The 23326-nt window shown below is 69.1% G+C and carries 23 protein-coding genes; 16 read left to right on the top strand and 7 right to left on the bottom strand.

The genetic code is table 11. The annotated features are described in order from the left end of the window. Window positions 1-44 precede the first annotated feature (44 nt). The gene (locus E4P42_RS11220; RefSeq protein WP_135126140.1) at window positions 45-398 is read left to right on the top strand and encodes a hypothetical protein; all 354 of its coding nucleotides are present in this window, start codon (window positions 45-47) and stop codon (window positions 396-398) included. Between the two features lie 240 nt (window positions 399-638). On the opposite strand, the gene E4P42_RS11215 is transcribed toward E4P42_RS11220, so the two are convergent. Continuing rightward, window positions 639-1679, bottom strand: a complete 1041-nt coding sequence (locus E4P42_RS11215; RefSeq protein ID WP_135126139.1) for a glycosyltransferase family 1 protein — start codon at window positions 1677-1679, stop codon at window positions 639-641. A 214-nt stretch (window positions 1680-1893) separates the two neighbouring features. On the opposite strand from E4P42_RS11215, the gene E4P42_RS11210 reads away from it, so the two are divergent. The 9 genes from E4P42_RS11210 (at window position 1894) to E4P42_RS11170 (ending at window position 12099) form a co-directional block, all read left to right on the top strand. Then, window positions 1894-3222: a glycosyl hydrolase family 28-related protein gene (locus tag E4P42_RS11210; RefSeq protein ID WP_135126138.1), complete on the top strand. Its 1329-nt coding sequence runs from the start codon at window positions 1894-1896 to the stop codon at window positions 3220-3222. Between the two features lie 492 nt (window positions 3223-3714). Beyond that, the gene (locus E4P42_RS11205) at window positions 3715-5265 is read left to right on the top strand and encodes a sugar transferase (protein ID WP_167759451.1); all 1551 of its coding nucleotides are present in this window, start codon (window positions 3715-3717) and stop codon (window positions 5263-5265) included. 54 nt (window positions 5266-5319) lie between these two features. Continuing rightward, on the top strand, window positions 5320-6147 hold the full coding sequence (locus E4P42_RS11200) for a glycosyltransferase (protein ID WP_135126136.1): 828 nt from the start codon (window positions 5320-5322) through the stop codon (window positions 6145-6147). A gap of 29 nt (window positions 6148-6176) precedes the next feature. Beyond that, window positions 6177-7256, top strand: a complete 1080-nt coding sequence (locus E4P42_RS11195; RefSeq protein ID WP_135126216.1) for a glycosyltransferase family 4 protein — start codon at window positions 6177-6179, stop codon at window positions 7254-7256. Next, window positions 7253-8548, top strand: a complete 1296-nt coding sequence (locus E4P42_RS11190; RefSeq protein ID WP_256371150.1) for a lipopolysaccharide biosynthesis protein — start codon at window positions 7253-7255, stop codon at window positions 8546-8548. The genes E4P42_RS11195 and E4P42_RS11190 overlap by 4 nt, the downstream gene beginning before the upstream one ends. A gap of 3 nt (window positions 8549-8551) precedes the next feature. Further along, complete coding sequence (locus tag E4P42_RS11185) at window positions 8552-9574, top strand: glycosyltransferase (protein ID WP_135126135.1); 1023 nt, start codon at window positions 8552-8554, stop codon at window positions 9572-9574. Then, window positions 9571-10929 (top strand): hypothetical protein, encoded by a 1359-nt coding sequence (locus E4P42_RS11180; protein ID WP_135126134.1) that lies wholly within the window; start codon window positions 9571-9573, stop codon window positions 10927-10929. Before E4P42_RS11185 ends, E4P42_RS11180 begins: the two co-directional genes overlap by 4 nt. Before the next feature lie 6 nt (window positions 10930-10935). After that, complete coding sequence (locus tag E4P42_RS11175) at window positions 10936-11616, top strand: YveK family protein (RefSeq protein WP_167759450.1); 681 nt, start codon at window positions 10936-10938, stop codon at window positions 11614-11616. A gap of 150 nt (window positions 11617-11766) precedes the next feature. Then, window positions 11767-12099 (top strand): hypothetical protein, encoded by a 333-nt coding sequence (locus tag E4P42_RS11170; RefSeq protein ID WP_245233977.1) that lies wholly within the window; start codon window positions 11767-11769, stop codon window positions 12097-12099. 7 nt (window positions 12100-12106) lie between these two features. Here E4P42_RS11170 and E4P42_RS11165 read toward each other — a convergent pair whose 3' ends face one another. Genes E4P42_RS11165 through E4P42_RS11150 form a run of 4 tightly spaced genes read right to left on the bottom strand, consistent with a single transcriptional unit; the run spans window position 12107 to window position 15896 of the window. Continuing rightward, window positions 12107-12922, bottom strand: a complete 816-nt coding sequence (locus tag E4P42_RS11165) for a biotin--[acetyl-CoA-carboxylase] ligase (RefSeq protein WP_135126132.1) — start codon at window positions 12920-12922, stop codon at window positions 12107-12109. 2 nt (window positions 12923-12924) lie between these two features. Continuing rightward, window positions 12925-14091, bottom strand: coding sequence for an acyl-CoA dehydrogenase (locus E4P42_RS11160; protein ID WP_135126131.1), 1167 nt, complete (start codon window positions 14089-14091; stop codon window positions 12925-12927). 39 nt (window positions 14092-14130) lie between these two features. Next, entirely contained in the window at window positions 14131-14643 is a 513-nt protein-coding gene (purE, locus tag E4P42_RS11155; RefSeq protein ID WP_167759449.1) for a 5-(carboxyamino)imidazole ribonucleotide mutase, read from the bottom strand. After that, the gene (locus E4P42_RS11150; protein WP_135126130.1) at window positions 14640-15896 is read right to left on the bottom strand and encodes a 5-(carboxyamino)imidazole ribonucleotide synthase; all 1257 of its coding nucleotides are present in this window, start codon (window positions 15894-15896) and stop codon (window positions 14640-14642) included. Before E4P42_RS11150 ends, purE begins: the two co-directional genes overlap by 4 nt. Before the next feature lie 31 nt (window positions 15897-15927). Between E4P42_RS11150 and E4P42_RS11145 the strand changes: the two genes are divergently transcribed. After that, on the top strand, window positions 15928-16638 hold the full coding sequence (locus E4P42_RS11145) for a GtrA family protein (RefSeq protein ID WP_135126129.1): 711 nt from the start codon (window positions 15928-15930) through the stop codon (window positions 16636-16638). Here the strand turns inward: E4P42_RS11145 and E4P42_RS11140 are convergent. Both E4P42_RS11140 and E4P42_RS11135 read right to left on the bottom strand, forming a co-directional pair. Beyond that, window positions 16593-17111 (bottom strand): PH domain-containing protein, encoded by a 519-nt coding sequence (locus tag E4P42_RS11140; protein WP_135126128.1) that lies wholly within the window; start codon window positions 17109-17111, stop codon window positions 16593-16595. The two genes, E4P42_RS11145 and E4P42_RS11140, sit on opposite strands and share 46 nt — an antisense overlap. A 45-nt stretch (window positions 17112-17156) precedes the next feature. Further along, on the bottom strand, window positions 17157-18647 hold the full coding sequence (locus E4P42_RS11135; protein WP_135126127.1) for a sugar transferase: 1491 nt from the start codon (window positions 18645-18647) through the stop codon (window positions 17157-17159). A 564-nt stretch (window positions 18648-19211) separates the two neighbouring features. On the opposite strand from E4P42_RS11135, the gene E4P42_RS11130 reads away from it, so the two are divergent. Genes E4P42_RS11130 through E4P42_RS11110 form a run of 5 tightly spaced genes read left to right on the top strand, consistent with a single transcriptional unit; the run spans window position 19212 to window position 23144 of the window. Further along, on the top strand, window positions 19212-20852 hold the full coding sequence (locus tag E4P42_RS11130) for an acyl-CoA carboxylase subunit beta (protein WP_135126126.1): 1641 nt from the start codon (window positions 19212-19214) through the stop codon (window positions 20850-20852). A gap of 35 nt (window positions 20853-20887) precedes the next feature. Next, window positions 20888-21166: an acyl-CoA carboxylase epsilon subunit gene (locus E4P42_RS11125; protein ID WP_135126125.1), complete on the top strand. Its 279-nt coding sequence runs from the start codon at window positions 20888-20890 to the stop codon at window positions 21164-21166. Window positions 21167-21169: 3 nt separating this feature from the next. After that, on the top strand, window positions 21170-21799 hold the full coding sequence (locus E4P42_RS11120; RefSeq protein WP_135126124.1) for a nucleoside triphosphate pyrophosphatase: 630 nt from the start codon (window positions 21170-21172) through the stop codon (window positions 21797-21799). 35 nt (window positions 21800-21834) lie between these two features. Continuing rightward, the gene (locus E4P42_RS11115; RefSeq protein WP_135126123.1) at window positions 21835-22731 is read left to right on the top strand and encodes a sulfurtransferase; all 897 of its coding nucleotides are present in this window, start codon (window positions 21835-21837) and stop codon (window positions 22729-22731) included. After that, a complete protein-coding gene (locus tag E4P42_RS11110) occupies window positions 22728-23144 on the top strand; it encodes a SufE family protein (protein ID WP_135126122.1) in 417 nt (138 codons plus the stop codon). Before E4P42_RS11115 ends, E4P42_RS11110 begins: the two co-directional genes overlap by 4 nt. Window positions 23145-23326: the final 182 nt, after the last annotated feature.

Raw genomic sequence — 23326 nt, 5'->3', positions numbered from 1 at the left:
AGAGTTGACGACAGCAGAAGTCGGCACGGGTCGCTGGGGGTCACATGGGGTCCACGGTCGCCGGGATCGCGACGATCCTGGTGCTGGCTGCCTGGCACCTGCGTACCCGCCGGCATCCGAACTGGCGGCACAGCCGTGATGCCCGCTTCTACATCACCACGGGCTATCCCTTCCTGGCCGTGGCGGTGTACTTCCTCGCCGGAGCGGCCAGCGGCACCGATCTGAACTGGATGTTCGGCAACATCTGGGCGCTCGTCTCGTGCACCTCGCTGGTCTACGGCTTCCAGGCGCTCGACACGCCGGTCGATCGCGAACCGCCGCCGCCCACCTCGCGCGTCGCACCGGCCACGCATGACCGCCGAACCGCGCCGGACGGCGCCCCCCGAGGAACGCGGTGACCGCAGCGCGGATTCGCGACGCGTTGCACCACTCGGCGTTGACCCGGCAGTCCCACAGGTAGCGCGGCGGTGAGTGGCAGTCGCAGACCTGCGGCACCCCGTCGACAACAGCGCCGGGTCCGTTGGTATTGCGTTGTGCCCCTCCGAGTTCGGCGGGAAACACGGTCGTTCGAGCGCCTCCTCAGCACCGGATCCCCACCAGTCGGTGCCGCGCCCGACTCACCGGCGACGTCGGCGCGCTCACGCAGCGGCCCGCATCACGGCGTCCCAGGTTCGTTCCGCGCATCGTTCCCAGGTGAATGCCGCCGCCCGCGCACGCCCGCGCCGGACGAGTTCGTCGCGCACCGGTCCGTCGTCGAGTAGGCGCCGGGTCTGTTCGGCGATGCTCTCGATGTCGGCGGGATCGCAGTAGAGCGCGGCGTCGCCGCACCGCTCCGCGAGGGCGGGGATGTCCGACACCACCACGGGGCAACCGGCCGCCATGGCCTCCAGCGGAGGCAGGCCGGAGGATTCGAAGAACGACGGGAACACCAGGCAGCGGGCGTTCCGGTAGTAGGCCAGCAGATCTGCGGTCGAGTCGAGTTGGCCGGCGAAGTGGATCCGCCGCCGGATCCGCTCCGGCACAAGCACTTCCGAGCGATTGAATATCTGCGGGGTGGAGCCGACGACAGCGGCGTGGTACTCCGGCGGCAGCAGGGCGAACGCGCGAAGGAAGCCCTCGAGGTTCTTGCGCCGGCTCAGCGATCCCACGTAGAGCACGAACGGCGCATCCACGGGGCTGGGCGGGCGGTCCCGTCCCAGGGCCGCCATGGTCACGCCGTCGAATACTCCGTTCGGGATCGCGACGATGCGATCCCGCACCGCGGGGAAGTGCTCGATGATCGAGGCGCGCTCGGTTTCCGACACGGTGATGACCAGCGCCGCCCGGTTCATGATAATCGGGACCAGCGTCGTGTAGGCCGCCCGGAACGCGGGGGTGTACGCCTCGGGGAAGTACCGGTACGCCAGATCGTGGACGGTGACGACGACCGGTGTGCGCGACAGCAGCGTGGCCACGGGTGCGGTGTTGGCCGGACAGAACAGCACGTCGGCGGTGACGTGCCGGGGTAATTCCGTCTGCTCCCACAGGTGACCGCGCAGCCGCCCGATCCGCCGGGCGCGCAGGCCGAACGTGTCGGTCGGGTGTGCGGTCACCGCGGGGGCGAGCACAGTTCGAGCGGTGCGGTCACCCTCGCCGGCACGCCCCCAACTCGACACCACCTCGTGGGCATAGCGCTGCACTCCGGTGATCGGATGAGTGAGGAATCGTCCGTTGACGGCAACGGTTCGTTGAGTGCTGATGAGCCCGACCTCCTGACCATCGCCCGGCCTTCGACGCGCGGCTGCGATGAGGGCAAATTATCAGCAAGATCTTGATTCGTCGAATCTTTCTTGTAATCAGCGTCTTCCCGACAAAATCGACGCGACGATGCAGATATAGCTACACTTGGCGTTCATGACCGACAGTCCGGACGCCAGAATGCGCCGCCGTGGGGTGCTCACCGCCTCGCTGGGCGCGCTCGCCGTGGCGACGGCCGCCTGCTCGACACCGCGGGCCGCGCCGGTCACTCCCCCGCTGCCGCACCGCAACATTCGCGACTTCGGCGCGGCAGGCGACGGAGCCACCGACGACACCGCGGCGGTGGCCGCGGCGTTCCGCGCCGACGGCCCGGTCGCCGTGTTCTTTCCCGCGGGCACCTACGCCGTGTCCGCCTGGCCCGAGATGCACGAACACTCGGTGGTGTTCGGTGACGGCGCGGATCTGTCCACCCTGCTCTACCGCGGTGACGGGCCGCTGATCACCATTGCGGGCAAGCAGCGCATCGCGTTCAAGAGCATCGGGTTCTACGCCGTGGGCCCGACCAGCACCTGCGTGCGGCTGACGCAGGCTTTCCGCTGCTCGTTCGACACCGTGATGTTCCGCGGCCAACACACCTCCTCGGCGTCAGACCAGTACAAACGGCAGACCGGCATCATCCTCGAGGGCGATTCGGGCGGGACGACGTTCAACAACTGCGATATCAACAACTTCGGCCGCGGGCTCGTGACGTCGTGTATCCAGAACTACGTCAGCGGATCTCGGTTCACGACCAATCACATCGGAGTCCTGGGCACGGGGAACAACCGCAACGCCGGCCTGGCGATGACGAACGTCGAATTCGTCTCCACCGTGGACGCCACGGAGTACCACGTGCTCATCGACGGAGCCGCCAACGACTGGTGGCTGACCAACGTGTGGCTCGAAGGCTGCCAGTACGCGCTGAAGGTGGGCGCTCCGGGCGTGGGCGGGCCCTCCCAATTCGGCATGGTGAACTGCAAGGTCGCCGCGCAGAAGCTCGCGATCGACCTGCAGCACTGCCGGCAGCCCTATCTCGCCAACGTGGTGTTCGACGCAGACCGGGACGCGGCGGGGCGGCGCGAACTGCAGATCAATGCGCAACACTGCCCCGAAGGCACAGCCATCGGCCTGATCTCGTCTGCGGGCAGCACGATCGCGCCGAACACCTTCCCCGGGGGTTGGAACGTACTCGGCCGTGCCGGCGTCGAGCTGGCACCGTTCACCGACACCGTGGTGGCCCAGACCCCGCCGCGCGTCGACGCGTTCCAGGCCCGTACCGCCGAGGGAGATGTGCGGTGCGCCATCACCGGCGGCGGCGACTGGGTGTCCACGTCCGCGCAGACCGGCGTGGTACTGCGCTCCCCGAACGGCACGTACTGGCGACTCTCGGTGTCGGACGCCGGCGAGGTCACCGCACGCAACGTCGGTCCCGACCGCCCGGCCTGACCATGCCCCATGGCGCGGACGCCCGGTGAGGCCGGTGCCGCGATTCCGTCCTGCCGTCGCGACCTGTGGGTTCACCGCGAACGTGTCGCACTGTGACAGATATCGCAACATCTTCGACAGGTGCTGAGATCACCGATACAGGCGCGTGCTGTCGACCCGTCGCCGCCGACCGGTCGGCTCCAATGTGCACGAATATGCAGATTGAGCAATCGATGTTTGACGTGGCCGTCATACCGCGGCCTCGCCTTTTAGCGCAGTTCATCCCGATGTACCGCGTTGCAGTTGACAACCAACAGCAAATCCAAGAACATTCTTGTCGTCAGACGGTGAGCAGTGCGCACCACCCAACCGCTGACACGATGGTCAGGCCGTGTAACTATTAACTGCCACATCTTCTAGCGAAGAAAGGTTGCACAGCGGATGCCGATGTCCGGGCCCCGTGAGTTCGCACCGTCTGCGATGCGTCGCAGAGGCAAGTCTCGCGCCCGGTCGGTGGCGAGTGACACCGCCCCGCGCCTCACCGTGCCCGGCGGCGGGGCGCTCGCCGGCACCGGCCCGGACTCGATCGACCGTCTGCTCCAGGATGCCGCCGCGCACAAAGCCGCCGGCCGTGCGTGGCAGCGGTCGTTTCACCGGAGCGTGCTCGCGGTCGACGCGATGGTCATCGCCGGAGCCGTCCTGCTCGCCCATATCAGCCGGTTCCAGCTCCTCCCGGTCGACAACCCCGCCGAACGCGAGGGCTGGGGACCGGCCACGGTGACCTCGATCGTGTTGGCCTGCACGTGGTTTGCGGCACTGGGTCTGGTGCAGTCCAGGGACGTGTCGCTGGTCGGCGTTGGCAGCGAGGAGTACCGCCGGGTCATCTCGGCCACGGCGTGGGTCTTCGGCATCGCGGCGGTCGCCAGCCTGATCCTGCAGACACAGCTGTCCCGCGGTTATCTGATGATCGCCCTGCCGGTCGGCTTGCTCGGCCTGGTGGCGGGCAGGCATGTCCTGCGCCGCCGCCTCGGCGAACGCCGCAGGGCCGGGGATTTCACCACCCGCGTCGTGGTGCTGGGCCGCCCCGACTCGATCGCCGTTCTCTGCGACAGCCTGGGCCGCTCGCCGTCGTCCGGTTACACCGTTGCCGGCGTGTGCATTCCGTCCTACAGCGGCGAGCCGGGTGCCGATCTCATCACCGCAGCCGGGGTGGTCCCGGTGCTCGGGGACGAGAACGCCGTCGAGAACGCGCTGCGCATCACCCAGGCCGATGCCATCGCCATCACTGCGGTGGAACACCTCGGACACGAGAAGATGCGCACTCTCGCCTGGCGTCTCGACGCGCTGGACGTCGACATGATCGTGGTGCCCGGCATGACCGACATCGCCGGACCGCGGCTCAAGCTGCGCCCCATCGACAACCTGCCGCTGTTCCACATCGCCCGGCCCCGGCACGACGGTCTCCCCATGTACGGCAAGCGATTGTTCGATCTCGTTTTCAGCGTGCTGGCGCTGATGCTGCTGACGCCGGTCATGGTCGCCGCCGCCGTCGCGGTCAAGATGGACGACGGCGGGCCGGTGTTCTTCCGGCAGGACCGGGTCGGTCAGCACGGCAGGATCTTCCGGATCGTCAAGTTCCGCACCATGTCCGTCGGCGCGGACGCCCGTAAGGACGTCGAACGGGTGGCGGCCGGCGCAGAGAACCGGGTGTTCTTCAAGTCGGCCGTCGACTCCCGAATCACCCGGGTGGGGCGGTACCTGCGCGAGACCAGCCTCGACGAACTGCCCCAGCTCCTCAACGTCGTCGGCGGATCCATGAGCCTGGTCGGTCCTCGCCCGCTGGTGCCCGGCGAGGGGTCGTCGGTCGAGTACTTCGTGGAGAACCGCGCCCGGGTGAAACCCGGCATGACCGGACTGTGGCAGGTCTCCGGCCGGTCCGGGGTCTCGGAGGAGGAGCGCATCCGCCTCGATCACTCCTACGTCGACAACTGGTCGTGGGTCCATGACCTGGTGATCGTGTGCCGCACGGTCCGGGCGGTTCTGCGCCGCGACGGCGCCTACTGAATTGCGCCACAACGACTCTGCCCGAAACTCCCCATCCCTGACAAGGAAGGCCCTGTGGTGAACCCGGTATCGGTGTGCGTACCCGCGTACAACGCCGCACGCACCCTCGAGGACACACTGCGGTCCATCCTCGATCAGGACGTCGACGGTGAGATCCTGGTGCTCGACAACGCCAGCGACGACGCCACCGGCGACATCGCGCGCTCCTTCGACGATCCGCGCCTGCGGGTGCTGACCAACGAGGCGCTGCTGCCCATCGACGACAACTGGAACAGGACGGTGCGCCACGCACGCTTCGACCTGATCAAGGTGGTCTGCGCCGACGACGTCCTGCGGCCCGGCGCCGTCCGGTCCCAGTGCGCGATCATGAGCGACCCGCAGATCAGGGTGTGCTCGTCGCGCTTCGACGTCATCGACGAGCAAGGCGCCCTCCTGGAGACCGCGCTGGGCATCCCCGGACTGCTCGGCCGTCACGGCGCCGGGGACGTGGCGCGGGTGATCGTGCGGCAGGGTCCCGCCGACTTCGGGCCCACCGCGGCGACCATGTTCCGCAGATCGGATTTCCTGGCCGTCGGCGGGTTCCGCAAGGACGTCTTCTCCATGGACGTCGACCTGTTCGCCCGGGTGGCGGCGCGCGGGGTGTTCTACGGTATGGGCGAGGTCACCGCGGCCTGGCGGTCGTCACGGTTCAACCTGTCCAGTCAGAGCTCGACGTTGAGCAAGCTGACCGACATGTTCCGCGCTCAGCACCGACTGGCCCGTGACCATCCAGAACTGCTCACCGCACGCGATGTCGCCCACGGCGATCTGCGCCTGGTGAAGGCGGCGTTGACCCGCCTCGCCGTGCGCACGCGGCTGGTCGGTGCGGGGCGGGGGGTCTGATGCACACCATCGTCACCCCCCGCGTGTACATGACCGGCGCGGAGTGGTTCGCCAGCGGCGCCGGCGGCCTGAACCGCTACTTCAGCGATCTGTACACCACGCTGGCCACCCGCACCGACGTAGAGGTCACCGCGGCGTCGTTCGGCGCGCCGGAGAGCGGCGGCCACAGTTGGGGCGCCGCGCGGGGTTCGACGCTGCGCCGCGTCCGGGCGGCCGGGACACACGGGTGGGCGATTCCCCCCGGCACGGTGATCGACCGGCACTTCTGCCTGTACGGGCGCCCGGCGTGGGGGCCGGTGCACCGGCATCCTCTGGTCGTGCACTTCCACGGACCGTGGGCGGCAGAAGCGCTCGCCGTCGGACACGGACGGCTCAACGCCCATGCCAAGTACCTCGTCGAACGCCTCCGCTATCAGGGGGCGGACCGGTACGTCGTGCTGTCCCGCCACTTCCGGGATCTGCTGGCCGAACGTTACCGCGTCCCGCACGACCGCATCGAGATCATCGCGCCAGGAGTCGATCTCGCTCGCTTCCGCGCCGCGGAGCAGCCCGGTGAGCAACGGCCGACGGTGCTGTGTGTCCGCAGGCTGGTGCCCAGGATGGGGATCGACGTGCTGCTCGAGGCCTGGCGCGGGGTGAGCGCACAGATGCCCGACGCCCGCCTGGTCATCGTCGGCTCCGGTCCGTCCGAACCGGCGCTGCGCGCCCAGGCCCGGCACGGCAACCTCTGCGGCAGCGTTCAATTCGCTGGACAGGTCGGCGACGATCAACTGGCCGATCTGTACCGCAGCGCTACGCTGACCGTCGTCCCCACCCTCGAACTCGAGGGTTTCGGGCTGGCGGCGCTGGAGTCGCTCGCCGCGGGCCGCGCCCCGGTCGTCACCGACTGCGGCGGGCTGCCCGAGAGCGTCGAAGACCTCGACGACTCGCTCATCGTGCCCGCCGGCGACGCCGAGGCGCTCGCCGACCGGCTCCTCGGCGCGCTGTGGGGCCGGCGGCCCGATGCCCGCGCCTGCCGCCGCCACGCCGAACGGTTCACGTGGGCGGCCGCAGCGGACCGGCACGTCCGGCTCTACGCCGAACTGGCCGCCGCGGGGCGGTACCGGTGACCCCACCGCACACCTCGGAACGCCTGCGCGCGTCGGCCGCCCTGATCCGGGACGTCGGGTACGTCATGCTGGGCAAGTACGGGCAGTATCTCGTCACGCTCGTGACGCTGCCGCTGGCCGCGCGGATCCTCGGAGCCCACGGCGTGGGTCTGCTCGCCATCGGGATGGCCGCCTACTTCATCGGCTCCGTGCTCGTCGACCTCGGCATCACCTCGATCGTGGCCGCCATGGTCAGCCACGAGGACGTCAACCAGCTGCGCGGCAACTATGCGGCGGTCCGGTTACCCACCCTGGCGACGATGACGATCGCCCTGCTCGGCGCGCTCGCCGTGCACGTCCCGGAAAGCCTGGCGATGGTGCTGTTCGGGCTCTTCGCCGGCGGGCTGTGGTCCATCTCCGAGGATTGGCTGTTGATCGGCGAGGGACGCTTCGGCGCCTCCACCGCGTACCAGACCATCGGCCGGGGCGCCTACCTGGTGCTGCTGCTGGTGTTGCTGCCCGTCCTGCCCAGCGCGTTCACCGCGATGGGTTGCCTGTGCCTGTCCTCGGTGGTCACCGTGGTGCTCACCTGGTGGGACGCGATCCGGCGACACGGCAGGCCCCGCCGGCCCAGCGGCGCGGGAGAGCTTCTGCGGCTGGGGTTTCCGGTGCTGGGCTCCCGTCTACTCACCGCGGGGTACGGGCAGGGGGCGCCCGCCCTGTACGCCGGTGTGCTCAGCGCCGCATCGCTCGGGTTGTTCTCGGCCAGCGACCGCATCGTGCGGGCCATCCAGTCGCTGCTCGACCCCATCGGGTTCACGCTGCTGCCCAGGATGGCCCGGTGGGACGGGGCGGCCGGCTTCTGGCGGCGTGCCTACGTCGGGTTGGCCTGCTGCATGGCGCTCGCGGTCGTGGTGGTGAGCGTCATCTGGATGTCGGCGCCGCTACTGGTGTCGATTCTCTTCGGCGACCAGTTCGCCGCTGCGGTGCCGGTTCTGCGCCTCGAGATCTTCATTCTGCCCGCCACCGCACTGACCTCCTACGTGGTGACGGCGGTGCTGCCGGTGCGCAAGGACAGCATCGGCATCCTGACCGGCGCCGTCCTGGGCACCGCGGTCGCGGCCGTGGCGCTGGTGATCGCGATGCGGACGCAATCGGTGTGGGCGCTGGTGATCGGCACGCTGGCCGCCGAGTTCACCGTCGCCGCGTGGTACCTGCTGCGCATGACCTGGCTGATGCTGCAGGACCGGCGGACGCCGGCCCCGGCACTCCCCTTGAACGAACCGGATCCGGTTGCGGGAAGGACCAACTGAACCATGAGGATCCTGTTCGTCGGCGACGATTGGCTGGGCAGCAACGCCCGCTCGCTCGCCAACGGTCTGCGGCAGGCCGGCCATGACGTCGTCGTCGTCGACACCACCGGGGTCACGCTGCCCCGCCGGTTGTCCCTCGGGTGGACGTACTCGAAGGTGCGCGGCCACCGGCCGCCGTGGGTGGTCGAGCGGGTACATCGCCAGATCGAACACGCCGCGATCCGGCTGCGCCCGGAAATGTTGTTCTGCTTCAACGCCTTTCACCTCGACCAGGCGCGACTGCTCGCGACGCCGGCCCGGCTGCGCGTGCATTACAGCCCCGACGACGTGTCGAATCCGGTCAACCTGACCGCGGACTATCTGGCGCACGAACCCGACTGGGACTGCGTGGTGACCACCAAGCGACACAACGTCTCCGAACTCGACGCCCGCGGCGCGGCGCGGGTGAAGTTCGTGCGCAGCGCGTATGACCCGGCCTGGCACCACCCGGCCGCGCGGCGCAGCACCGCGCAGTACAGCGTGGGGTTCATCGGGGTGGCACGGCCCGACCGTGCCGACACCATCGTCTCGCTGGCCCGCACCTTCGGCGCCCGGATGGCGGTCTGGGGCCCCAACTGGCGGCGCAACTCGTGCCTGCGCGCCTCGAGCGCCGCCGTACGCGGCGCGGTCTACGGCGAGAACTTCTCCGTGGCGGTCAGCCACGTCGCGGCGAATCTGGTGCTCCTCAACTCCGACAACCGCGACACCCACACCTGCCGGTCGTTCGAAGTACCCGCCGCCGGTGGATTGTTCGTCGGGGAGCGCACCGACGAACACCGCGAGATGCTCGCCGAGGGCAGCCAATGCCTGCTGTTCTCCTCCTTCGACGAACTGGTCGACATCGTGAGCTGGGTGGAACAGAACCCGGTGCGGGCGGCCGACATCGCCGAGCGCGGCTACCGCCGGATCACCGCGGGCCACCATCGCTACGTCGACCGCGCCATCGAGATCGTCGACGCGCTCACCGCCACCGGGACCGCGTCATGAGCGCCCCCATCGCCCTGCTGCTCACTGCATGCGCGCTGATCACGATTTTCGTCGCGGCCACGCGCGTCGCAGGCATCGCGCGGGTGTTCCTCATCGCGCAGGTCGCCTACTGGTCGCTGTCCTACGTCGCCCAGCCACTGGTGTTGCTCTGGTTGCAGCCGGCGCCCCGCTACGGCGACAGCATCGCCGATCCACGGCTGGCCGACGCCGGCTACGACCGTGCCATCGGAGCGGTCATGGAGCCCGTCGTCGTCGGGCTGTGGGTCTACGCGGCCCTGGCGGTCGGCTACGCCGTCTGGAGCCGGCACCGCCCACCCCGCACGGCAGCGATCCTGGGTGACCCGGTGTTCCTGCCGACGATGTGGACGATCTACGTACTCGGCACACTCGGCCGGCTGCAGGCCGTCGCCACCGGAACCGCCGGCGAGGCCGGCGAAATCCGCAGTGCCGACGCGATTCTGCTCTTCGTCACGGGATTGGCGATGATCGGCGCGCTGGGCATCATCGTGTTCTTCCGGTCGGAGTCGGCCGTCACCTCGGCGCTCGTGATCTCCGGCATCGCGGCGGCGGAGTTCCTCTGGACGGTCGCCTCGGAGTCGAAGACGCCGGTGATGGGCGCAGCGCTGGGCCTGGCCGTCCGGTTCGCCATCTCCGGATGGACGAGGAGGCGGGCCACGCTGGTCATCGCGCTGGCGGTGGCCGGTGTCGGCGCCTTCGGGTTCCTTCAGTCGTTCAAGACCAGCGGACCCGAGGAGGCTCTCGCGGATGCGGTGAACGCGAACTACCCCGCGGCCGTGCAACCGTTCCTGCCGGTGTTGCGTCGCTTCGACCTCCTCGGCGCCGCCACCGACGTGTACTACCTCGACGGCCGGCCGTGGCTGTCCGCGGGTGAGGTGGTGGAGAAATCGGTGGAGGCGCTCATTCCCGCGCAGCTGCTCGGCCACGAGAAGGACATCGCGGGCGTGATGTGGGCCAACGAGGTACGCGGCGCGTCGGTCGACATGACCGACATCTCCGTGTCCTTGGCGGAGGGCAACATCAGCGAGAGTTTCGCGTTGGGCGGCTATCCCGGTGTCACCCTCGGCGCAGCGTTTCTGCTCGGCCTGGTCGTGGCGTGGTCGAGGGCGTTGTACACACGCTCGGTGGTGCTGCTGACCCTCGGGCTGGCCATCGTGGAGATCCCGATCCTCTTCGAACGGGGACTGCTCGGCAGCGTCGAGACCATCGGCAAGTACGTACAGGTAGCCATTGCGGTGTGGCTTGTCTACCTCTGTGTCGACGCGGCAATGGCCGTGTCGCGCAGGCGAATCGAAGTGATCAGATCCAGTCCGGACTACAGCATGGGAGCAAGGTAGATGGGAATGTTCGATGTCGTGGCGGTGCTGCGCCGGCGGTGGCCGATCATCGCCGCGGTGTTCGCGGTGTGTGTGATCAGCGCGGGCACCTACGTGCTGATGCAGACCAAGGAGTACGTGGCCACGTCGCGGTTGTACGTGACGATGGCGACCGGCACGTCGGTGGCGGATTCGTATCAGGGCGGGCTGGCCGCGCGCGACCGGGTGCCGTCCTACGTCGACCTGGTCAGCGGGCCGCAGGTGGCGCAGCGCGTGCTGGCCGATCTGGGGTTGCACATGAGCCAGGAGGAATTGCAGGCCAAGATCTCCGCGACGTTCCCGCCGGCGACCGCGATCATCGACGTCTCGGTGCGCGACGCGAGTCCCGACCAGGCCAAGCTGCTCGCCGACACCGTCGCCGAGCAACTGATCGGACTCGTCGGTGAGATCGAGACCATTCAGGACGGGCGCGCGCCGGCGGCGCGGGTCCGGCTGATCGACTCCGCCCAGATCCCGACCGTCCCCAGTTCTCCGGCCACCATGCGCATCCTCGCCACCGGCGCGCTCGCCGGTCTGCTGTTGGGATGGCTGACGGGTCTGGTGCAGGACCGGCTGTCGGCACGTCGACCCGCGCACGCCCGCTCCGCACCCCGGCACGGCGCCGCCCGCCTCGACGCCGACGACCGGGATCACGAACGCATCCCCTGAAACGATCTCGCGCCGAATCGGTTTTCGTCCCGGCCGGGCACCGGCGGCGGAGGTTGACATCCGGGGACAATCCTCGGGTCGGCGCACCGTTGAGAACCAGCGGGCCGCCGACACTGCGGGTGATGCGTGAGCAGAGAAGCGGTGCGTCACATGGCGTCCACACGTACCGCCATGGTCCTGGTCTCGGTGCTCGGCGCATGGCATCTGCGCACGCGCCGCCACCCGGCGTGGCACGCCAGTTGCGAGGCCCGATTCTGTATCGCCAGCGGCTACGGGGCGCTTGTCATCGCCGTCTACTGGCTCACCGACGGGGCGGCCGCGACCACCTGGCCATGGTGGTTCGGCAATCTCTGGGCGCTCGCCGCCTGCGTGTCGTTCGGGTACGGATTCGAGGGTCTCGACGCCGCTGCCCACCGGCTCGCGCAGGACATCGGGTCGCTGCCCGGGCGCGACGGCAGGCCGGCGCAGTCCGCCTCGGCGTGAGTGCCGGTCAGCCGCCGGCCGGCCGCAGATGGGTCACATCGCCGGCCGCCACCGTCACCCGGCCCTGCCCGGTGTCGATGACCAGTCGGCCCGCCTCGTCGAGGTCCACCGCCGAGCCGAGGACTTCCCCGCCGCCCGGCACGCTGGCGCGCACCCGGGTGCCGAGGGTCACGCTGCGCGAACGGTAGTCGGCCTGAAGCACACCGTCGGCGCCGCCCGCCCGCCGCCACGCCTCCACCCGCGAGGCCAACGTCTCCAGCGCCGCGGCGGCCACCGCCGTGCGGTCGAGCACCGGGGCACCGAGCAGGCGCAGTGACGTGGCGTGCGGCGCGGGTAGCTCGTCGGCGGTCAACCCTACGTTGAGGCCGATGCCGATGACCACCACCGGCCGGTTCGGCGCCACCTCGGCGAGGATGCCGGCCAGCTTGCGCTCCCCTGCCAACACGTCGTTCGGCCACTTGAGCCCGGTGTCGACACCGGCCGCGCCGCGCACGGCGTCGACGACGGCGACGCCGGTCGCCAGCGGCAGCCACCCCCACGCGTCGACCGGTACGTCGGCGCATTCCACGCCCACCGACATCGAGATCTGCGCGCCCGGCGGCGCCGCCCAGGAGCGGCCGTGACGCCCGCGGCCCCGGGTCTGGTGCCCGGCGATCAGCACCGCTCCCGCGATGTCCTCACCGGTGCCGGCGCGGGCGATCAGGTCGGCATTCGTCGACCCGGTCTCGGCGACGACGTCGAGCCGGCGCCACCGGTCGGGCCCCAGGCACCGTGCGCGCAGCGCGGAGACGTCGTAGCCCGCGCCGGACCCGTCGGCGGACATTGTCAGCGCAGGAGGGCGCGGCTCATCACCACACGCTGGATCTGGTTGGTCCCCTCGTAGATCTGAGTGATCTTGGCGTCGCGCATGAACCGTTCGACCGGGAAGTCGGTGGTGTAACCGGCGCCGCCGAACAGCTGCACCGCGTCGGTGGTCACCTCCATCGCGACGTCGGAGGCGAAGCACTTCGACGCGGCCGAGATGAAGCCGAGGTTGCCCTCGCCGCGCTCGGCGCGCGCGGCGGCCGAGTACACCATCAGCCGGGCGGCCTCCACCTTCATCGCCATGTCGGCGAGCATGAACTGCACACCCTGGAATTCGCTGATCGACTTGCCGAACTGCTTGCGGTCCTTGGTGTAGGCGATCGCCGCGTCCACGGCCCCCTGCGCGATTCCGACGGCCTGGGCGCCGATGGTGGGCCGGGTGTGGTCGAGCGTGGCCAGGGCCGTCTTGAACCCGGTCCCGGGCTCACCGATGATCCGGTCACCGGGGATGCGGCAGTTCTCGAAGTACAGTTCGGCGGTCGGCGAACCCTTGATGCCGAGCTTCTTCTCCTTGGCCCCGACGGTGAAGCCCTCGTCGTCGATGTGCACCATGAACGCCGAGATGCCGTTGGCGCCCTTGTCCGGGTCGGTCACGGCCATCACGGTGTACCAGGAAGACTTACCGCCGTTGGTGATCCAGGCCTTGGCGCCGTTGAGGATCCAGTCGTCACCGTCGGCCTTGGCGCGGGTCCGCATACCGGCGGCGTCGCTGCCGGCCTCGCGCTCGCTCAGCGCATAGGACGCCAGTTGCCCCTCGACCAGGTCGGGCAGCACCTTGCGCTTCAACTCGTCGGAGCCGCGCAGGATCAGCCCCATGGTGCCGAGCTTGTTCACGGCGGGGATCAGCGACGCCGAGGCGTCCACGCGAGCGACCTCTTCGATGACGATGCACGCCGCCACCGAATCGGCGCCCTGCCCGCCGAACTCCTCGGGCACGTGGACCGCGTTGAATCCCGACGCGTTGAGCGCGTCGAGGGCCTCCTGCGGGAACCTCGACTGTTCGTCGACGTCCGCGGCGTAGGGCGCGATCTCCTTCTCGGCGAGCGCGCGGATCGCCGCGCGCAGTTCCTCGTGCTCCTCGGGCAACTGGAACACATCGAAGGACGGGTTTCCGGTCCAACCAGCCATCGGGGCCTCCTTGCTACTCGCCGGTAACTTTACCTGTGATCAGCCGCCGCTCATCAGCCGGTCCCGCAGCGCGGCGTCCTTGTCGAGGACCATCTGCTCGAGGTCGGCCTGAAAGCGCGTCATCCGCTCCCGCAGCTCCCGGTCGGCCGCGGCGAGGATCCGCACGGCGAGCAGACCGGCGTTGCGCGCGCCGCCGATGGACACGGTCGCCACCGGCACGCCGGCCGGCATCTGAACGATCGACAGCAGCGAGTCCAGCCCGTCGAGCCGGGCCAGCGGCACCGGCACACCGATCACCGGCAGCGGCGTCGCCGCGGCCACCATGCCGGGCAGGTGGGCGGCGCCGCCGGCGCCGGCGATGATCACCTCGATCGACCGGTCGGCGGCCGAGCGGGCGTAGTCGAGCATCCGGCCCGGCGTGCGGTGTGCGGAGACGACGCCCACCTCGAACGGCACGCCGAACTCGGCGAGCGCCTCGGCGGCGTCGGCCATCACCGACCAGTCGCTGTCGCTGCCCATGATGACCCCGACGCGGGGGGTGGGTGCGGTCATGAATGTAGATCCCATCCGTCGGTCCACTCTGCGTGGGACAACCAGTGTGCGGCGCGTTCGGCGCGTTCCCGCAACTCCTGCGGGTCCCGGCCGGTGACGTTGACGTGGCCGATCTTGCGGCCCGGCCGTTCGCCCTTGCCGTACAGGTGCACCTTCGCCTCCGGCATCCGCGCGAAGAGGTGGTGCACCCGCTCGTCCATCGACATCTGCGGGGTCGTGGGCGCGCCGAGCACATTGGCCATCACGGTGGCCGGCGCGAGCAGCGCGGTGTCACCGAGCGGGTAGTCCAACACGGCCCGGATGTGTTGTTCGAACTGTCCGGTCACCGCGCCGTCCATGCTCCAGTGCCCGGAGTTGTGCGGACGCATCGCCAGTTCGTTGACCAGCAGGCCCCCGTCGGCGGTCTCGAACAGTTCCACGGCCAGCACGCCGACGACGCCGAGCTCGTCGGCGATCCGCAGCGCCAACTGCTGGGCGGCCGCCCCGAGTTCGTCGGGCAGGTCCGGCGCAGGCGCCAGCACCAGCACGCAGATGCCGTCGCGCTGCACGGTCTCCACCACCGGCCACGCCGCGCCCTGCCCGAACGGCGACCGGGCCACCAGCGCGGCGAGTTCGCGGCGCATCGCCACCCGTTCTTCGGCCATGATCGGCACGCCGTCGGCGAGGTAGCGCTCCGCCACCTGCCGCGCCTCGTCGCCGTCGCGGGTGATCACCACGCCGCGGCCGTCGTAGCCGCCGCGCACCGTCTTGATCACCACCGGCCCGCCGACCTGCCGGCTGAACTCGGTGACGTCGTCGACGCCGTCGATGGCGGCGTACCGCGGCACAGGCGCACCGAGGGCTTCGAGCCGGCGGCGCATCAGCAGCTTGTCCTGGGCGTGCACCAGCGCCTGCGGCGGCGGCGCCACGTTGACCCCGTCGGCCACCAGCGTCTCGAGGAGTTCGGTCGGGACGTGCTCGTGGTCGAACGTCACCACCGTCGCCCCCGCTGCCGCCCGCCGCAGTGCGTCGAGGTCGGTGTGGGAGCCGATGACCACCTCGGGCGTCACCTGGGCGGCGGGCTCCTGGGGTCCGGTGGCCAGCACCCGCAGGCTCTGCCCGAGCGCGATCGCCGCCTGGTGGGTCATCCGGGCGAGCTGACCGCCGCCGATCATGGCCACCACGGGTGGCGAAGGAGATGTACCTGGCACGGTCAATATGGTGTCATGACCGAAGGCGTGGTCTTGACCTGCGGCTACGTCGCGATGGGACATCGGCGGGTGCGGTTACGTAGACTGCCTCTTTGTGTCCTTCGCCGATGCGACGATCAAGAGGCTGCCGCGGGCCATCCGGCCGTACGCGGAACAGCATCATGAGCTGATCAAGTTCGCGATCGTCGGAGCCACCACGTTCGTCATCGATTCGACGATCTTCTTCACGCTGAAACTCACCATCCTGGAACCGAAGCCGGTGACGGCCAAGATCATCGCCGGCATCGTCGCGGTGATCGCGTCCTACATCCTCAACCGGGAATGGAGTTTCCGCGACCGCGGCGGGCGCGAACGCCACCACGAGGCGCTGCTGTTCTTCGCGTTCAGCGGGGTTGGCGTGCTGCTGAGCATGGCGCCGCTGTACTTCTCCAGCTACGTGCTGGGCCTGCGGGTGCCCGAGGTCTCACTGACCATCGAGAACATCGCCGACTTCGTGTCCGCGTACATCCTCGGCAACCTGCTGCAGATGGCGTTCCGGTTCTGGGCGTTCCGCCGCTGGGTCTTCCCCGACGAGTTCGGCCGCAACCCCGAGAAGGCGCTGGAGTCCACGCTCACCAGCGGCGGAATCGCGGAGGCGATGGAGGATCATGCCGAACTCCATCAGGCCGACCTGCATCCCGCCGACGGTGAGCGCGCCGCGCTCGACGAGGACGGCATCGTCACCCCGCTGCGACGCCCGGCCCGGCGCGTCGACGTGACTCAGCTGGGCGACTCCTCGGACCCCAGGGTGTCGAAGACTTCGTGATACAGCAGTGAGTGCACGCGTTCCACGCGCGGGATGTCGTGGAACTCGAGCGGATCCTGCGCCGCCGATTCGATGATCAGCGTTCCGGTGCGCCATATCCGGTCCATCAGCCCGTGGCGGAATTCCACGCTGTTGATGCGCGCGAGCGGGATGTCGATGCCCGCGCGGGTGACCAGACCGTGCCGGAACATCACCCGGCGGTCGGTGATGACGAAGTGGGTGGTCCACCAGTTCAGGAACGGCCACGCGGTCAACCACCCGATCAGCACCAGCCAGATCGCGCCGATCACCAGGAAGATGACGTTCTTCGCGCTCGCGTCCCAGTTCAGCGTGTTGACGTAGCCGGCGACGAACGCGGCGGCGGCGCTGGCCAACAGGAGCACCAGCACCGCGCCCACCAGCCGCTTCCAGTGCGGGTGCCGGTGCAGCACCACCTGCTCGTCCCTGGCCAGCACGTTGTCCGGGTAACCCACGGCAGCACTGTACTGGGGCGAGCGGGCGCCCGCGGCGGTGTCGGTTCAGTACGCGCCGGAGTGGCGCAGCATCGCCTTGACCGTCTTCGCCGCGATGAGCAGGTCCGAGATCATCGACCAGTTCTCCACGTAGAACAGGTCCAGCCGCACCGAGTCCTCCCACGACAGGTCGGAGCGTCCACTGACCTGCCAGAGGCCGGTGATCCCCGGCCGCACCAGCAGCCGGCGCTTGACGTGGTCGTCGTAGGTGGTCACCTCGCTGGCCAACGGCGGTCGCGGTCCCACCACGCTCATATCGCGTGTGAGGACGTTGATGAACTGCGGGATCTCGTCGATGCTGTATTTGCGCAGGATCCGGCCCAGCGGCGTCACGCGCGGATCCTCCTTGATCTTGAACAGCACGCCGCCTTCGCTCTCGTTCAGCGCGGCCAACTCGGTGAGCATCTTGTCCGCGCCGTCGACCATCGTGCGGAACTTGATCATCTGGAACGGATGACCGTCGAGGCCGATGCGCTCGGAGCGGTAGAAGACCGGCCCCCGGCTGGTGAGCTTCACCGCGATGGCGACCGCGATCAGCACGGGCGCGCCGATCAGCAGGACGGTGCCGGCGAACACCACGTCGAACAGCCGCTTCTGGAACCGCTTGGCGCCGTTGTACTGCGGCTTCTCGACGTGGATCAGCGGGAGGCCGGCGACCGGGCGCATGGTCAGGCGGGGCCCGGCGACATCGACGACGCCGGGTGCGACCAGCAGATCGATGTCGAGCTTCTCGAGCTCCCAGGACAGATTGCGCATCCCGCGGCCGTCGAGCCGTTCGGTGGCTGTGACCGCGACCGCATGGCTGTTGGTGGCGGTCACCGCGCCGACGACGTTGGTCTCGTCACCGAAGGTGGGGATGACGCCGACATCCGGGATCTCGAGCTTGGTACGGGCGAAGCCGCTGGGCACGCACGCGCCGACGACCTCGTACTCCGACCTCGACTCGCGCGACAGCGAGCGGGTGAGGTCCCGGATGGCGTGCGGATTGCCCACCACCAGGACCCGGGTGATGCACCGGCCGTACTTGTCCCGCGCCCACACCACGACCCGGCGGGCGATCCAGCGGAACAGCACCAGTGAGATCAGGCCGGTCGGCAGCGCGATCATGAGGTAACCGCGCGCGATGTCGAGCTTGAACAGCATCGACACGATCGCCACGGCGCCGAACACCGAGAGCGTGGCCAGCCACACCCGGCGGTACTCCTCGGCCCCGGATCCGATGACCCGCGGCGAGCGCGCCCGGTTGATCGACAGCGCCGCCATCCAGGCGACGGCGATGATCGCCGACAGGATCGAGTAGTCCATCGCCTGGTAGGTGTTCACGGTGCCGGGCAGGGTGCCGAAGCGCAGCCACTGCGCCCCGCCCACCGCCAGCACGACGGCGACCAGGTCGAGCACCACGAGGCGGCGGGCATAGCTGTGCTGCCACAGCGGAACCCTCCCCGGTTCCGCCACCGCCTTTGCTGTCAACGAGACATCATCATTCACCGCGGTCATGCGGTCCCCCCACATTCTTAATGACTTCCATCAGACGCTAGTCGAGGCGCACCCATCTTCTCAACACGAACGTCAGTTTCGCTCCGCACTTCGACAAATACACTTGAGAATGCATGCACGCCGTCCCGGGTGGCGTCGCCGGAGAACTCGTCACCAACCGTCGGATCGAGCAAATCACCCGCCGCACGCTGCGGTAGTGCGCGTATGACTTGACTTACGCCGACGTCAATGCGAACCTTGACTGCCGTTGCGGCGGGTGTGCCGGGAATCCGAACGCGCATTAACGAATTGGTTACCCCATTGTTGCGGGGAGCATGCGCGGTGTTTTTTCCCACCGTCGATCGCCGAAAACGCCATTTTCGTCCTCCCGGTGAAGCGCCGACATGTCTGCGGATTTCGCTCGCGGAGTTTGCTGCTCGTCATAACCGGCCATCGGGTCCGCGTTGTGGCGAATTCGTACCCCATCCAATGCCGTGGTCGCTCGGCGCGCCGCGACGGACGCACCAGCCCGATTCGGGGGACGCGTGTCACCCCGCGCGGCGTGCATCGTTAGCATCGACACCCATGACGAGCGTGACCGATCCCTCCGCTGCGGCCTCGGGGGCCCACGAGATCGACATCCACACCACCGCCGGCAAGCTGGCCGATCTGCGCAAGCGGACCGAAGAGGCACAGCACCCGGTCGGCGAGGCAGCCGTCGAGAAGGTGCACGCCAAGGGCAAGCTGACCGCCAGGGAGCGGATCCTCGCCCTGCTCGACGAGGACTCGTTCGTCGAGCTCGACGCGCTGGCCAAGCACCGCAGCACCAACTTCGGGCTGCAGGCCAACCGGCCGTCGGGCGACGGCGTGGTGACCGGTTACGGCACCATCGACGGCCGCGACGTGTGCATCTTCAGTCAGGACGCGACCGTCTTCGGCGGCAGCCTCGGCGAGGTCTACGGCGAGAAGATCGTCAAGGTGCAGGAGCTGGCCATCAAGACGGGCCGGCCGCTGATCGGCATCAACGACGGCGCGGGCGCCCGCATCCAGGAGGGCGTGGTCTCGCTCGGCCTCTACAGCCGGATCTTCCACAACAACATCAAGGCCTCCGGCGTGATCCCGCAGATCTCGCTGATCATGGGCGCGGCGGCTGGCGGTCACGTCTACTCCCCCGCGCTGACCGACTTCGTCATCATGGTCGACAAGACCAGCCAGATGTTCATCACCGGCCCGGACGTCATCAAGACGGTGACCGGCGAAGAGGTGACCATGGAGGAACTCGGCGGCGGCCACACCCACATGGCCAAATCCGGTCTGGCCCACTACGTCGCCTCCGGTGAGCAGGACGCGTTCGACTACGTCCGCGACCTGCTGTCCTACCTGCCGCCCAACAACTACGCCGATCCGCCGCGCTACCCGGCCGATCCGCATCCGGGTGCCATCGAGGACAACCTGACCGACGAGGACCTCGAACTCGACACGCTGATCCCGGACTCGCCGAACCAGCCGTACGACATGCACGAGGTGATCACCCGGATCCTCGACGACGACGAGTTCCTCGAGGTGCAGGCGGGCTACGCCGGCAACATCATCGTCGGCTTCGGCCGCATCGACGGCCGGCCGGTCGGCATCGTGGCCAACCAGCCCACCCAGTTCGCCGGCTGCCTCGACATCAACGCCTCGGAGAAGGCCGCGCGCTTCGTGCGCACCTGCGACTGCTTCAACATCCCGATCGTCATGCTCGTCGACGTCCCGGGCTTCCTGCCGGGCACCGAGCAGGAGTACAACGGCATCATCCGGCGCGGCGCCAAGCTGCTCTACGCCTACGGCGAGGCCACGGTCGCCAAGATCACCGTGATCACCCGTAAGGCCTACGGCGGCGCGTACTGCGTGATGGGGTCCAAGGACATGGGCTGCGACGTCAACGTCGCGTGGCCGACCGCCCAGATCGCGGTGATGGGCGCCTCCGGCGCTGTCGGATTCGTCTACCGCCAGCAGCTCAAGGAAGCCGCCAAGGACGGCCAGGATGTGGACGCGCTGCGCCTGCAGCTGCAGCAGGAGTACGAAGACACGCTGGTCAACCCGTACATCGCTGCCGAGCGCGGCTACGTCGACGCGGTGATCCCGCCGTCGCACACCCGTGGCTACATCGGCACGGCGCTGCGCCTGCTCGAGCGCAAGATCACCCAGACGCCGCCCAAGAAGCACGGCAACATCCCCCTGTAGATCCGACTCGCACGGCACGACAGAGGAGCCCGCCCATGTCGCAGGACACCGACATCACCGAGGTCAGTGACCACCGTCAGCTGACCATCGACCTGCCCCCGCCGGCCGATCCGCACATCCACATCCTCAAGGGCGAGCCGACCGACGAGGAGGTCGCCGCGCTGGCGGCCGTGCTCGCCGGCGCAGGTGGTGGACACGCCGAACCGGGGCCGCAGGAGTTCAACCCCTGGGGCCATCCGGTGGACAAGCTGCGGTATGCGTTCACCAGCTGGCAGCGGGTGACGCTGCTGGAACGGACCCACATGCGGCGCTAGCCGATGGTCAGCGTCGTTCTCGGCTCGGCGTCGTCGGGTCGGCTCAAAGTGCTGCGGCAGGCCGGGGTCGAACCGGTGGTGATCGTGTCGGGCGTCGACGAGGACGCGGTGATCGCCGCGCTCGGCCCGGACGCGCCCCCCGATCAGGTGGTGTGCGCACTGGCCGAGGCCAAGGCCGCCGACGTGGTCGGCAAGGTGCCGGCCGACGTCGCCGCCGACTGTGTGGTGGTCGGTTGCGATTCGATGCTGCTGCTCGACGGCCGGTTGAGCGGTAAACCCGGCACCGTGGCGGCGGCCCGGGCCCAGTGGCAGACGATGGCGGGCCGCACCGGCGAGCTGTACACCGGGCACTGCGTGGTGCGCCTGCGCGGCGGGGTGGCACGGCAGCGCGCCGTCGAAGCGGCCAGCACCACCGTGCGTTTCGGCGTCCCCTCGCCGGCGGATCTCGACGGGTATCTCGCCAGCGGCGAACCGCTGGGGGTCGCGGGTGGGTTCACCCTCGACGGGCTGGGCGGCTGGTTCGTCGACGGCGTGGACGGCGATCCGTCGAACGTGATCGGGCTGAGCCTGCCGTTGATGCGCCGGCTGTTGGCGGAGATGGGCCTGCCGATGCCACGTGTCTGGTCCCGCTGACGCGACGCGACGCGCTCCGGCGGTAGGCTTTGACCGTGCCGCTGCCACCTGATCCCAGCCCGAAGCTCCAGGAGTACGCCCACCCGGAACGGCTGGTCACGGCCGACTGGCTGGCGTCGAACCTCGGCCGCCCCGGCCTGTCCATCGTGGAGTCGGATGAGGACGTGCTCCTCTACGACACCGGCCACATCCCCGGCGCGGTGAAGATCGACTGGCACGTCGACCTCAACGATCCGAACGTGCGTGACTACATCGACGGTGAGCAATTCGCCGCTCTGATGAACCGCAAGGGCATCTCGCGCGACGACACCGTCGTCATCTACGGCGACAAGAGCAACTGGTGGGCGGCCTACGCGCTGTGGGTGTTCACGCTGTTCGGCCATCCCGACGTGCGCCTGCTCGACGGTGGCCGCGATCTGTGGATCTCCGACGGTCGTGACACCACCCTCGATGTGCCGTCTCGGGAGACCAGCGGCTACCCCGTCGTCGAGCGCGACGACGCCCCGATCCGCGCGTACCGCGAGGACGTCCTGGCCATCCTCGGCAAGCAGCCGCTGATCGACGTCCGCTCCCCGGCCGAGTACACCGGCGAGCGCACCCACATGCCGGACTACCCGGAGGAGGGCGCGCTGCGCGGCGGACACATCCCCACCGCCCGCTCCATCCCGTGGGGTAAGGCCGCCCGCGACAACGGCCAGTTCCGCACCCGCGCTGAACTCGAGGAGCTGTACGGGTTCCTCACCCCGCAGGACGAGACCGTCGTCTACTGCCGCATCGGGGAACGCTCCAGCCACACCTGGTTCGTGCTGACCCATCTGCTCGGCCTGCCCGGGGTGCGCAACTACGACGGATCGTGGACCGAGTGGGGCAACGCGGTGCGGGTGCCCGTCGCCGTCGGCCCCGATCCCGGTGAGGCGCCCGGATCAGCATGACCATGCCGGCCGGCCTCGAAGAGGTCGTCTCCGAATTCCAGGAGGTCACGGGCCAGGACAAGCTGCGGCTGCTCCTGGAATTCGCCGACGATCTGCCCGCCCTGCCCGCCGACCTCGAAGAGGCCGCGATGGAGCCGGTGCCGGAGTGCCAATCGCCGCTGTTCCTGCACGTCGACGACAGCGACCGCGGCCACGTGCGCCTGTACTTCAGCGCCCCCGCCGAGGCGCCGACCACCCGCGGCTTCGCGGCCATCCTGGCGACCGGGCTGGACGGTCAGCCGGCCGACGACATCCTCGGCGTGCCCGACGACTTCTACACCGAACTGGGGTTGGCGGCGCTGATCAGCCCGCTGCGGCTGCGCGGGATGTCGGCGATGCTGGCCCGCATCAAACGCCGCCTGCGCGGCGCCTGACCGCCGCTGGACGACCGCCGGCTCCCACTCGGGTCTCGGCACCGGGTGCCAGGCGCCGCAGGGGTGACATCGGTTCCGACGAGTACCTTCTCCACCCTGCGCCGGCTTCCCGTGGCACGGGTCCTACGTGTCCATGTCGGTCAAACGCAGTGGCGCTCAGCGCAATTCGACGTCACAACGAG

This window comes from Mycobacterium sp. PS03-16 (genome assembly GCF_004570325.1).
In the GTDB taxonomy this organism is placed as follows: domain Bacteria; phylum Actinomycetota; class Actinomycetes; order Mycobacteriales; family Mycobacteriaceae; genus Mycobacterium.
The sequence above is the reverse complement of the archived record's forward strand: the minus strand, read 5'-3'. Positions and strand labels throughout refer to the sequence as shown.